Annotated in this window: 10 protein-coding genes and 2 riboswitches; of the genes, 6 read left to right on the top strand and 4 right to left on the bottom strand. The window is 40.9% G+C overall.

All coding sequences use genetic code 11. The features are described from left to right. The first annotated feature begins 6 nt into the window (after positions 1 to 6). From MKZ25_RS13085 to MKZ25_RS13075, 3 genes are read left to right on the top strand one after another with little or no spacing between them, the layout of a single operon-like run. Positions 7 to 1,377 carry an acyclic terpene utilization AtuA family protein gene (locus MKZ25_RS13085; protein WP_340801901.1) on the top strand — a complete coding sequence of 457 codons (1,371 nt, stop codon included), beginning with the start codon at positions 7 to 9 and terminating at the stop codon, positions 1,375 to 1,377. Then, complete coding sequence (locus MKZ25_RS13080; RefSeq protein WP_340801900.1) at positions 1,378 to 1,680, top strand: AtuA-related protein; 303 nt, start codon at positions 1,378 to 1,380, stop codon at positions 1,678 to 1,680. A gap of 18 nt (positions 1,681 to 1,698) precedes the next feature. Then, positions 1,699 to 3,249 carry a class I adenylate-forming enzyme family protein gene (locus tag MKZ25_RS13075; RefSeq protein ID WP_340801899.1) on the top strand — a complete coding sequence of 517 codons (1,551 nt, stop codon included), beginning with the start codon at positions 1,699 to 1,701 and terminating at the stop codon, positions 3,247 to 3,249. Between the two features lie 50 nt (positions 3,250 to 3,299). Here MKZ25_RS13075 and rpoN read toward each other — a convergent pair whose 3' ends face one another. From rpoN to MKZ25_RS13055, 4 genes are all read right to left on the bottom strand, one after another. Next, positions 3,300 to 4,577, bottom strand: coding sequence for an RNA polymerase factor sigma-54 (rpoN, locus tag MKZ25_RS13070; RefSeq protein ID WP_340801898.1), 1,278 nt, complete (start codon positions 4,575 to 4,577; stop codon positions 3,300 to 3,302). Between the two features lie 125 nt (positions 4,578 to 4,702). Continuing rightward, positions 4,703 to 5,740, bottom strand: a complete 1,038-nt coding sequence (locus MKZ25_RS13065) for an acyl-CoA dehydrogenase family protein (RefSeq protein ID WP_340801897.1) — start codon at positions 5,738 to 5,740, stop codon at positions 4,703 to 4,705. After that, complete coding sequence (locus tag MKZ25_RS13060; protein WP_340801896.1) at positions 5,737 to 6,870, bottom strand: acyl-CoA dehydrogenase family protein; 1,134 nt, start codon at positions 6,868 to 6,870, stop codon at positions 5,737 to 5,739. Before MKZ25_RS13060 ends, MKZ25_RS13065 begins: the two co-directional genes overlap by 4 nt. A gap of 110 nt (positions 6,871 to 6,980) precedes the next feature. Beyond that, complete coding sequence (locus MKZ25_RS13055; RefSeq protein ID WP_340803021.1) at positions 6,981 to 9,062, bottom strand: sigma 54-interacting transcriptional regulator; 2,082 nt, start codon at positions 9,060 to 9,062, stop codon at positions 6,981 to 6,983. Between the two features lie 262 nt (positions 9,063 to 9,324). Here MKZ25_RS13055 and MKZ25_RS13050 point away from each other — a divergent pair, with 262 nt between their 5' ends. Genes MKZ25_RS13050 through MKZ25_RS13040 form a run of 3 tightly spaced genes read left to right on the top strand, consistent with a single transcriptional unit; the run spans position 9,325 to position 12,110 of the window. After that, a complete protein-coding gene (locus tag MKZ25_RS13050; protein WP_340801895.1) occupies positions 9,325 to 10,887 on the top strand; it encodes an acyl-CoA carboxylase subunit beta in 1,563 nt (520 codons plus the stop codon). A 13-nt stretch (positions 10,888 to 10,900) separates the two neighbouring features. Continuing rightward, a complete protein-coding gene (locus MKZ25_RS13045) occupies positions 10,901 to 11,113 on the top strand; it encodes an acetyl-CoA carboxylase biotin carboxyl carrier protein subunit (protein ID WP_340801894.1) in 213 nt (70 codons plus the stop codon). A gap of 16 nt (positions 11,114 to 11,129) precedes the next feature. After that, positions 11,130 to 12,110 (top strand): NAD(P)H-dependent flavin oxidoreductase, encoded by a 981-nt coding sequence (locus MKZ25_RS13040; RefSeq protein ID WP_340801893.1) that lies wholly within the window; start codon positions 11,130 to 11,132, stop codon positions 12,108 to 12,110. A 182-nt stretch (positions 12,111 to 12,292) separates the two neighbouring features. Then, positions 12,293 to 12,391: riboswitch (TPP riboswitch) on the top strand. Positions 12,392 to 12,457: 66 nt separating this feature from the next. Then, positions 12,458 to 12,556, top strand: a riboswitch (TPP riboswitch). Positions 12,557 to 12,608 lie beyond the last annotated feature (52 nt).

Raw genomic sequence — 12,608 nt, 5'->3', positions numbered from 1 at the left:
GATTCAATGAAAAAAATCAGAATTGGTGCTGCGCAAGGCTTTTATGGTGACACGATTGAGGGTGCCTTATATACGGCAAAATATGGCGATGTAGACTATCTTTGCTTCGATTGCCTGGCTGAACTGACGATGGCGATTTTAGCAAAAGATAAAGCAAAAGATGACCAAAGCGGTTATACAAAAGATTTGAGCAATACGATGAAAGCTTTGCTGCCATTTGTAAAAGAAAAAGGAATCAAGCTGCTCACAAATGCAGGGGGCGTCAATCCAATGGCTGCAAAAGATGAAATCATCCGTGTGGCGAAATCCCTTGGAATTAGCGAGTTAAAAGTAGCAGTTATTACAGGGGATGATGTTATGCCAAATCTCCCTCAATGGCAGCAGCAAGGAATTTCACTTGCCCATATTGATAGTGGTGAAGTTTTTAACGCCGAACGTGAATACTTATTCGCCAATGCCTATTTGGGAGTTTGGCCAATTGTAGAAGCGTTGCAACAAGGAGCTGATATCGTAATTACTGGGAGAACGACCGATTCTGCACAATTTTTAGCACCGGCTGCATTCGAGTTTGGGTGGAAAAAGGATCAATGGAATCAGCTTGCACATGGCATTGTGATGGGGCATTTATTAGAATGCTCTGCGCAATCGACGGGTGGGAATTATAGCGGGAATTGGGAAGAAATCGATTTTAACCAAATCGGCTATCCGATTGCTGAAATTGATGAGACAGGTACATTTGTGGTGTCAAAAGCTGACGGAAGCGGTGGACTTGTTTCATTTGATACAGTGCGGGAGCAACTGCTCTATGAAATCCATGATCCGGCAAATTATATTACGCCGGATGTAGTGGCTGATTTGTCGCATGTACAGCTAGAAGAAGTTGCAAAAAATGAAATCCGGGTTTCCAATGTTTTCGGCAAGCCGGCACCAGAACGGTTAAAAGTCGTGATGGGCTACACCAATGGCTATATGATCCAAACCTTAATCGGATATAGCTGGCCGCATGCATTTAATAAGGCAAGACGTGCTGCACAAATTATCGAGCAGCAGGTACGTGACAAGAAAATACCGGTCGATGAACTGCATTTCGATTATTTAGGCTATAACTCATTGCACGGACCGCTGGCGACACCTCCGGATGACTCGATAAATGAAATATACTTGCGGCTTGTCGCCAGAGGAAATGATAAACGTATGCTGAATCTCATTCCGCGTTTAGTTCCGCCACTCGCTTTAAATGGACCACCATCACTTGGGGGCCTAATAAATTTGGCGCCAAGACAGCTGCTTGGCATGTGGGCTACGCTAGTAGATCGCACAATCATTGAGCCACAAGTAGAAATACATTTCGAGACCATTGCGCAGGAGGTAAGCTAAATGAAATTAGTGGAAATCGCCAACGCACGCTGTGGTGACAAAGGAAATAAGGTGAATATCGCATTATTTGCAAAAGATCCAAAAGATTATAAATTGCTGCATGAGCATGTTACAGCAGAAAAAGTGGCACAACATTTTCAAGGACTGGTAAAGGGAGAGGTCGTCCGTTATGAAGTACCCAGTATTTACGGTCTAAACTTTGTATTAAGTGACGCACTTGCGGGAGGTGGTTCAGCATCATTACGGGTTGATAATTTGGGGAAGTGTTTCGCAAGTAATTTGTTGCGTATGTCGATTTTTTAACATTAAAGGGAGAGTGGAATGATGCAAAATCCGGTAACAATGTTAAATCGTGTGGCTGTTGGTGACGCTATTCGAAGAACAGCTTGGATGTATCCGAATAAAGAGGTGATTGTAGACGGGGGAAAACGCTTTACGTACCAACAATTATTTGTGGACACAAACAAATTTGCAAACTATCTATTAAATAAAGGGCTGAAAAAAGGAGATTGTGTCGCAACAATCTGTTTGAATTCCTATGAACATATTGTAGCCATGTATGGTATTCAAAAGGCCGCGGGGGTATGGGTACCATTAAATGCAGGCTTGTTATCGAGTGATTTTGAATATGTGTTGAAAGAAACATCAGCAGAAATTGTAATTATAGATGAGATTTTGTACACTGCACATGAAGCGTTGCTATCACAGTACGAATGTTTGATTATATCCGACAATGATATTCCGAAATCATTCTTAAAAGCTTTTGAGGATGAAGGTGCTGAAGAGCCGGTTGTGGATATTCATGATCGCGATATGGCACACATTATGTTTACGAGCGGTACAACAAGTAATCCGAAAGGCGTCATGATGTCCCATTTATCGGTACAGTTGGCTGCGCTGGGAAACATTATTGAACTCGGCTTTGACCGTTCGTTATCGACATTAGGTGCGATGCCGTTCTTCCATTGTGCTCAGCATACATTCGTACAAGTATGTATCATTTTAGGTGCAAAAATTACGGTTCTGCGAAAATTTGACCCTGTGGAATTAATGAAGCTCGTCCAGCAGGAAAAAATCAACTTTACATTCCTGCTGCCGATGATGTATCGCGCAGTGATGTCACATCCGGAACGTGAAAACTATGATCTGAGTACGTTGAAATCTTGCTTATATGCAATGGCCCCAATGGATCAGATAACATTGGAAGCGATCATTAACGGTCTCGGCGCAGATTGCTGGCTAGCTTCGGGTCAAACTGAAATTTACCCGGCGACAGTCTTTTTCCGACCGGAACATCAGCTTCTTAAAAAAGGTAGCTACTGGGGGGGACCGGCATTAACAAATGATTTAGCCATAATGGATGACATGGGAAATATATTGCCGAATGGGCAAGTGGGTGAAATTGTCCATCGAGGACCCAATGTCATGATCGGTTACTTGAATAATCCTGAAGCGACAAAGGAAGCGCGGGCATATGACTGGCATCATACGGGAGATTTAGGTTACTTAGATGAGGACAACTTATTGGTCTTTGTGGACCGCAAAAAAGATCTGATTAAAACAGGCGGAGAGAACGTTCCCTCTATCCATGTAGAACAAAAATTATTAAACTGTCCACTTGTTGAAAACTGTGTTGTTGTCGGCCTTCCACACCCGAAATGGAGCGAAGCTGTAACGGCCTTTGTAAAATTGAGGGGCGAAGGGGCGAAGGAAGATATTATCGCCTATTGCCGCGAGCATTTAGCAGGCTATCAAATACCAAAGAAGATTGTCGTTGTGGAAGAATTCCCGATGACAACAACTGGAAAAATCCAAAAGCATGTGCTGCGCTCATCATATACGAATTTATATGCAGGCCAAGAAATCGGGTAATCAGGCAATTGAAAAAAACGGATTCGGTCTATTATTCCGAATCCGCTTTTTTATGATAGAAACAATCTTTTTTTAGAACTTGGTATTCCAAGCTGCTCGCGGTATTTTGTAATTGTACGCCTCGATATGTCGATATTTTGTGCTTGCAATAAATGAACGAGCTGCTGATCGCTGTAAGGCTTTTCTTTTGGCTCGGTCGAGATAATTTTGGCAATTACTTTGCTTATACTTTCAGGTGTTGAGTTGCCAACTGATTTTACAAATAAATCCTGGATGGGGATGATGCCGTAATCTGTTTCAATATACTTTCCTTTAATCGCACGGCTGATCGTAGATTCATTCAATTGCAGATGCTGTGCCACATCCTTTAAGCCCATCGGTTTCAGAGTTTTGCAGCCGTTCTCAAAATAGGAAAACTGGGTAAGCACTATATAGTCGAGAATGGCATAAAGTGTCTTCTTCCGGAAATCGATTCCTGTTACAAGTGTCGTATATTCACGAAGGCACTTTTGCAAATACGATTGGTCCTCCTGCTTCAAAAGCTCAACATATACATTGTGAAGCTTGATGGAAGGCGTAGCCCGGTCATTTAATTCGATTAAGATGGTGTGATCGACTTTTTTGATGGAGGCATCAGGCATAATATATGGTGCCGGTTCATGAAGCGTAACGACAGGTGTACGTGGCAATTGCTTAATATAATTTATTATCTCTACAACGTCGGATGTATCTCGATTGTACTTCGTACATAAGCTCCTGATATCGGTTTTGGCGATAGCATTTAATTCAAACTGAATAAATTCGAGTGCCAATTTTGGCGCATCCTCATCATTTTCTATTTGCATTTTCAAAAAATCAATAAAGTCGGTTGCGCCTACACCGGTCGGTTCAAACTTTCGTAAACAGGAAATAATTTCTGACGCTTCTTCTATCGGAATCCGGAGATGTTCAGCGATTTGAGCAGGTGTATCTTTTAAAAATAACCGTTCATCTAATGATTCTATACAATAGTGAAAAATCGTCTTTTGTTGTGCCGATAAAAATACAGGAATCTGTTCATATAAAAATTCACGGGTTAGCGTTTTAGATGTGAAATGAAATTCGCTGTTTGATCTTCCTCTTATACTTTTTACTGAAGCGGTATGTAGCCAATCATAGGGCTTTTCAATCGGATTTTCTACAAAATCTAGCAATGGATTTTCCATTATTTTTTCCTGCAGCAATTGTTGTAGTTCAATGGCAGGCAATTGTAATATTGCTAAATGCTGTATGACTTGAGGTGTGATTTGTTGAGAAAGGCTAGTCTGTAAAGAATAGTTTAGATTCATTCCATATACATCCTTTCTTTTAACAGGCGCTCATTATTTTTATATAGCAGAAATTCCAGAAAAGTCACGTGTTGTATGAATAATGTGACTTTTCTAGAAGGAAACGCTATTAGGCATTAAAAGAGTTAATATGTGGAGATTGGTGTATTCAATAATATTTTACCGATATCATTTGCGCCGTATGCAGTTTCTGTACTAAGTACACGGTACATTTGGCTATCCCGCCAGTACCGCTGGGCATTATATTCCATCATAAAGCCATTGCCGCCATGTATTTGAACATTTCGGTCAGTAATTAGATGAATTTCATTGAGTACATACAAATGCAGTGCAAAACATTGGTTGATATATGCCGGGTTTGTATCATTAAAAGCAGTGACATAAAGCAATTGCAACAATTTTTCTGTCGCAATTGCCTGGTCCACGATTGAGTGGCGGACAACTTGGAACTGAGTTAAAGGCCCGTCAAATTGGATACGCGTTTTTGCGTAGTTAGTCGTTTCCGCGCATATTTTTTTTGCAACCCCATAAAAAACAGCGGCATCAAATAAATGATTTGTCGCCTGCCAGTAAAGGCTTTGCTCTTTTGACAGATAAATTGTTTCAATGGGCATCCCACTGTCGGACAAACCAGCAAGCGCGAGCTGGGCAGTATGCCAGCCGACTAAGTCATCTGCTTGTTGTAGTACGAGATCATTCCGTGAGTACATTTCCAGTGTGTACTGATCGATATTATGGACAATCACAAAATCGGCTTTTTGACCGTTTATTATTACAGATTGTGTTGCGCCATCTTTTTTTTGTACATACGTAAAGAAAGGTTTCTCGCTATCATTAAAATTGATATGCGGGAAGTGTTTTTGCACAATCGGTATACCGAGGGCAGCATGTTGTTTAACGACTTGTGTAAAGCCGACAGACCCTGCTTTTGCAATTTCCTCCAGTAATAGAACCTGCCATATTACGTCTGCATCGAATCCGCCTTTATCTTCTGGCAATGCAGCTGACAAAAAACCAAGCTGGTCCAACGATTCGATGAGAGATTCGTCAATTCTTTTGGCATGCTCCATATCAGTAACAACAGGTACGAGTTTTTGATCCGTCCATTTTTTGATTGAAGCACGGAAAAGTTGATGTTCTTCTGTCAATTTATAAATACTCATACACTCACCTCTAATCCCAATTGTTTGGCTATAATTTCTTTCATAATTTCATCTGCACCGCCACCAATTCGATTTACACGTGTATCGCGCCAGATCCGTTGAACCGGGTTTGTAAAAGCCAGGCTTTCTGCACCTAATACTTGCATCGCTATTTCGGCAATTTTAATGACCGAACCTCCAGCCGCAAATTTCACCATCGATATTTCAAGACTTGGCACTTTACCTTGATTAAATTGCTCGGCAACAGCATAAGCGATAGACTTCGCTGATTCCAGTTCTGTAAACATAAGGGCCAGCAACTCGTATTGCTTATCTGTTACGAATGTTCGCTGTTCAAGTGCCTGCACCGTCTGTTCGTAGACAAATGTCGCCATTCCTATTGCCAGCGGCGCGGCAATCATTCGTTCCCCTTGAAGCTCCCACATGATTTGTGCAAAACCTTTGCCTTCAGAACCTAGTAGATTTTTTTTCGGAACACGCACATTTTCGAATACAATTTCAGCAGTATCGGAAGAGCGCATCCCTAATTTATCCAGTTTTTTTGTAACCGTAACGCCTGGACGATCCAACTCAACGATAATGAGGCTAATTCCTTTATGACCCTTCTGTTCATTTGTCCTCGTTACCAGTGTTATAAAATCGGCATTCGTCCCGTTCGTAATGAACATTTTCGAACCATTTATTATATATTCATCGCCGTCAAGTACTGCACGTGTTTCAATCCCTGCAACGTTGGAACCATGATTTGGTTCTGAAATTCCGATTGCACCTACTTTTTCTCCCCGTAATGCAGGTCGTACAAAGTTTTCGATATGATAATCGTCGCCGAATTCAGCAATCGGCGGTGTGGCCATATCCGTTTGAACTGCGATTGACAAAGGTACTCCGCCAGCCCCGCAACGTGCTAATTCTTCTACAAAAACGACGGCGCTGAAGTAATCTAACCCTTGCCCGCCGACATGTGTCGGGTAACGCAAACCTAGGTAACCTTTGTCCCCAAGTTTTTTGTACAATGACTTAGGAAATTGTCCTTCACGCTCCCAATGAACAATATTCGGTATAATTTCCTTTTCGATAAAATGTCGCACTTCTATACGCAGCTGTTCATGTTGCTCTGTGAAATAACTCATTTCGCTTCACCCTCTCCCTTTTAAAAACTTTATGCAAAAATGATGCCAAAGAATTCGTTAAACAAATGGTGATCCATTTTAAAATTGGAACGAGGCTATGAACGATCGATTCAGATGATCAAAGGAGAAAGTAATTTTTGTTCGTCTATTTCAAATTGCTTCAGCTTGTTGTAAAGGGCAGTTCGACTAATACCAAGCTTTTTGGCGGCTTTAGATTTATTCCCTTTGCATTGTTGCAATGTCTCGATTAATAGTTTTTTCTCTAAATCATCGTGCAAATCTTTTCGGCTTAGGTCTTGCGACTCCTGAACGGTAACGGATTGGGTTTGGAATTCCTTTGGTAGATGATGTATTTGAATAAAACGGCCATCACAGAAATGGCTAGAACGTTCAATGATGTTTTCGAGTTGCCGCACATTACCCGGCCATGTAAATGCTGTCAACAAGTTCATGGCTTCCGGTGTAAAACCTAAAATTTCTTTTTGATCCCTCTGGACAATTTGCTGCAGGAAGGTTTCTGCTAGTAGGCTTATATCATCTCTGCGCTCTTTTAATGAGGGCATATGCAAATGGATCACATGAATACGGTAGTACAAGTCTTCACGGAAAAGTTTGTTTTCTACGAGTTCTTCAATATTTTTGTTCGTTGCTGTGATAATGCGTACATTCACTTTCCTTGTTTTCGTATCTCCTAGTCTTTCAAACTCCTGTTCTTGCAATACACGCAAAAGTTTAGCCTGTAACGAAAGCGGCATGTCACCAATTTCGTCCAAGAAAAGGGTGCCTTGGTCCGCAAGTTCGAATTTCCCGGGTTTACCGCCACGTTTTGCGCCAGTAAAGGCACCGTCCGAATATCCGAAAAATTCTGCTTCTATTAGTTCCTGTGGGATCGCTGCACAATTGACCGTTATGAAACTGCCTTTTCGGTTAGAAGCTTCATGAATACATTTAGCAAGCATACTTTTTCCGGTACCGTTATCCCCCGATATAAATATCGGTAAATGGGAGTCAGATGCGATTAGTGCTTCCTTTTTGAGGTGTTTCATTTGCAAACTCTTTGAGACGATTTTGTTAAACGGACTATTTACCTGTTCCAGATCATCCATAGCTGATTTTAAGATAGGTACATTTTGTTCAACTACTTCAATATGTTCGAGTACGTTTTTCCATATGCTTAGCTGTTCGGACATAATCGTAATCAATGTTCCAAATACTTGTGAGCCGTCATATAGCTGTTTACATGTGACAAGACATGTTTTGCTGTTGATTTTGAGCAGTTCAATCGATTCTTTTTTATGGATTTGTTTAGCAATTTCCGGGGCAATGTCTTCTAATTTCACTGAATTTTCCGAAATATTAAATAATGAATGGAAGCCTGAATTTGTCCGGATGATTTCACCGGAACAGTTAACGATTAAAATAGCATCAAATGAGAGTTCAAGAGCCGTATCAATCATTTTCTCCAGCTTTTTCGTCGATGCAAGTTCTGTGGAAATGGCTTCAATTTCCGTTATATCACGGAACATCGTCATCGCACCGACAAGCTTTTCGTGTTCGATTAATGGTATAAATGTTGTTACAAATTTTCGGTTATTAATGGAAATAATCTGATTAAGCTGCTTATTTTTTTGAATGACTTCGAGCAATGGTTCTTCAAGCGTGCCATCAATTGCAATAATAGGTGAATTCATAAAATTTTTCTGTAAAAAAGGATAGATATCAATGGTAGATTTGTTGAAACCCGTAATTTGCAGCGATGTATTGACAGTAATGATAGCATCATGGATATTTTCGATTAATGTATGCATATAGGTAGTAATGTTCTGGTAACCCGTTAAAAACATTTGAATGAGATCTGCAGTCGTTAACACACCATAAATTTCTTGCTGTTCGGTTAGTACAATGGCATGTCCAACATTTCCCTGCACTAAAATATCCTTTGCTTTTTCAGCGCTAGTCGATGTATTTACTGTGATGATTTGTTCTTTCATGATGTTTCTTAGAGGAGTTTGTAATGTAGAGTCTTCAAGTACTGAACGATAAATGCGTGATTTTGTTACAAGTCCCTTCAAGCGGCCATCCTCAATGACACAGCAAATATCTTGTTTCTTTTTTAAAAATTCTTCAATTGCTTCCTGGACGGTTTGGTCTGCGTTCAATTGAATATAATCAGTATTTGCATAATCTTTCACGAACAAAATAATCACCCCTAAATTGTACAGTTATAAAAGTAACATAGTTAAAATATAACAATTTTAGCGTATTTAATATATAGTTAAAACATGATTTTAAGGATAAAAAAGTAAACTTTTCGAGAAAAAGTTGTAAAAATCGTAAATACAGGTGTCCAGTTTTGTTTACAGATTTGCATAGATCTGGAGTTTAAATTTTGCGTCCAGGTATTGGCACAATTATTGCATATAGAACTGTATAACGAAGAGGAGGAGATACTTAATGAATGAAATGATAAAAGAAGCTACTTTGACTCGCGAAGAAAAAATAAAAAAAGAAATCGGTCGAATTAAAAAGGGCGGACCTGAAAGTGGTCATGAAAAACTGAAAAATACTCAGAAATTATTTGTTCGTGACCGTTTGAAATTAATATTCGATAACCAGAAACTACTATATGAAACGGGTATTTTTGCCCGTTCGACGAAACCGGATCTACCTGGGGATGGTGCTGTTGTAGGAACAGGCCACATAGATGAACGGATTGTATTTTTTACTGCCAATGATTTTACGGTTAAAGCTGGATCAATTGGGGATATGCACGGCGAGAAAATTTTGCGTATTCAGGAAGCAGCCATTCGTGCAAAACGTCCGGTTCTGTATTTAATCGATTCTTCCGGTGGCCGAATTGATGAAGCGGGTGGTTATCATGTAGCAAAACATTCAGGCGGGCGAGTATTTTATAATCACAGTGTGATGTCAGGTCGCATTCCTCAAATCGGTGTGCTGTATGGACCGTGTTTTGCCGGGACTGCCTATATGCCTGTATTTTGCGACTTTACAATTATGGTCGATAAAATGGCAGGCATGGCGATTGCATCTCCGCGTATGGTACAGATGGCAACGGGTCAAAAGATCGATGTCGAAACTTTGGGCGGGGCAAAAATGCATGCGACGAAAAGTGGTTCTATCGATTTTCGTGTAGAAAGTGAAGAAGAGGCGGCAGAAGTAGTACGCAAATTATTATCCTATCTGCCGGACAGTTTTGATGCCCCGTTACCAGAGCGGGAAGCAGTTTTACCGAAAATCAATCCGGCACTGATTGATGAAATTATTCCGCAAGATCCGAATAAAGCATATGATGTCCATGAATTAATCGATGCTCTTGTCGATGCAGATAGCTTTTTGGAAGTGCAAAAAGAATATGCATCAGAGCTTGTAGTAGGGTTTGCCCGAATGAATGGCAAGGTTATCGGAATTGTAGCAAATCAGCCAAAAATTAAAGGGGGAGCCATTTTCCCGGAATCAGCCGACAAGGGTGCTAACTTTGTATGGACATGCGATGCCTACAATATCCCTCTTCTATATTTATGTGACACACCAGGGTTTATGGTAGGCAGTCAAATGGAGCATGCGGGGATATTGCGTAGAGGCCGTAATTTTATTTATGCAAGTTCTTGTGCAACGGTGCCTAAAATGTGTGTGATTGTCCGTAAGGCCTATGGAGCTGGTATTTATGCAATGGCAGGCCCTGCATATGATCCGGATACAACGATTGCGCTACCATCTGCTGAAATTGCTATTATGGGACCGGAAGCAGCCATTAACGCAGTGTACTTCAATAAAATTGCTGCCATTGAAGACGCGGCTGAAAAGGCGGCGCTAGTTCAACAATTACGAGATGAATACCGTGCCAGCTATGATATCCAAAAACTTGCAAGTGATTTAGTGGTAGATGATTTAATTGTTCCAAGCGAGTTAAGGGATGAATTGATTGCACGTTATGAAACATTTGAAAATAAGGACTATTTGTTGCCTGCCAAAAAGCATGGCACGATTTTAAGCTAAGGGGGAGTATAGGATGAGTGAAGTAAAAGCAATGATGGCAGGAACACTTTGGAAGCTGCTTGTAGTAGAAGGTCAGCAAGTCGAAGCAGGTGAGGAAATAGCGATTTTAGAGTCGATGAAAATGGAAATACCGATTTCTGCTGAAAAAAGTGGTAAAGTGAATCGTATAGCGGTAGCGGAAGGCGACTTTGTGGAAGCTGAAGAAGTACTAGTTGTAATTGATTGAACAAGGGGGATTTTAGATGGGGAATGTTCCAGAAATTTTACAAAACTTACGGATTCCAGTAATTGGGGCACCGTTGTTTATTATCAGCAATCCAAAATTGGTCATTGCACAATGCAAGGCAGGAATTGTTGGGTCGATGCCTGCGCTAAACGCAAGACCGGCAAGCCAGTTGGATGAATGGTTAGCAGAAATTACAGAGGAGCTGGAAAGTTATAATGCCAAAAATCCGGATCGGCCGGCAGCGCCATTTGCGATTAACCAGATTGTTCATAAAACAAATGAGCGGCTGGAACAGGATATGGAGCTTTGTGTAAAATATAAAGTTCCAATTATTATTACTTCACTTGGGGCACGTGAAGAAGTTTTTGAGGCAGCACATAGCTATGGAGGCGTCGTTTTCCATGATGTCATCAACAATTATTTTGCAAAAAAAGCGATTCAAAAAGGTGCGGACGGTATCATTGCAGTAGCAGCCGGTGCAGGAGGCCATGCTGGTCAGCAGAGCCCATTTGCGCTTATACAGGAAATCCGCGAATGGTTTGACGGTCCGTTAGCTTTATCAGGATCAATCGCACGAGGCCATTCGGTATTGGCAGCACAGGCGATGGGAGCTGATTTCGGCTATATTGGCTCACCGTTTATCGCGACTGAAGAAGCCTTTGCTCACCAAGAATATAAACAGATGATTGTTGATAGTTCAGCAGAAGATATTGTTTACAGCAATTTATTTACAGGAATCCACGGGAATTATTTGAAAGGTTCTATCGTTAATGCGGGGATGGATCCGAATAATCTAAAAGAAAGTGATCCATCTGCAATGAACTTCAATGATAATACGGTAAAAGCCTGGAAAGATATTTGGGGAAGCGGGCAAGGGATTGGTGCAATTAAAGAGATTACTTCTACACAGCAATTTGTTGATAAACTGGCTGAAGAATATGCACAGGCTTATGACGAATTGACAGGCAAAAGATCGGCTGTAGCCCATTTACAATAGTTGTCAGTGAGTGTGAAATAAACACAAATGCTATTTTTCTCTGAGGGAAAATAGCATTTTTTTCTGAGCGCTAAAAATTCATTTATATGCCGGGAAGCTTTCCGCAGGTGTGAGAGTAATTTCATAATTTTTTGAATTCACTTGCCCGGTTTGAAGTAGTTTGTTACACTCAGGGTAATTAAATGCATTTGCGGGGGGACACAGCAGTGTTGAGAAGGTTAAAACCTGACCCTTAGAACCTGGCCGTTAATACGGACGTAGGGAGCAAAGTACACGCTATACATATGTACTTACTTTGGCTCCGCGTATCCTTTACGTGGAGTCTTTCTTTTGCAAATAGACAAGCATTTGATTTGCGGGGGGACACAGCAGTGTTGAGAAGGTTAAAACCTGACCCTTGGAACCTGGCCGTTAATACGGACGTAGGGAGCAATGAAAAGTGGTACGTACACTTTTTGGGGACGTCTCTCTATATTGAGGCGTCTTTTTTGTGCTTCC

Origin of the sequence: Solibacillus sp. FSL W7-1464, from assembly GCF_038004425.1 — a bacterium.
GTDB lineage: Bacteria > Bacillota > Bacilli > Bacillales_A > Planococcaceae > Solibacillus.
The sequence above is the reverse complement of the archived record's forward strand: the minus strand, read 5'-3'. Positions and strand labels throughout refer to the sequence as shown.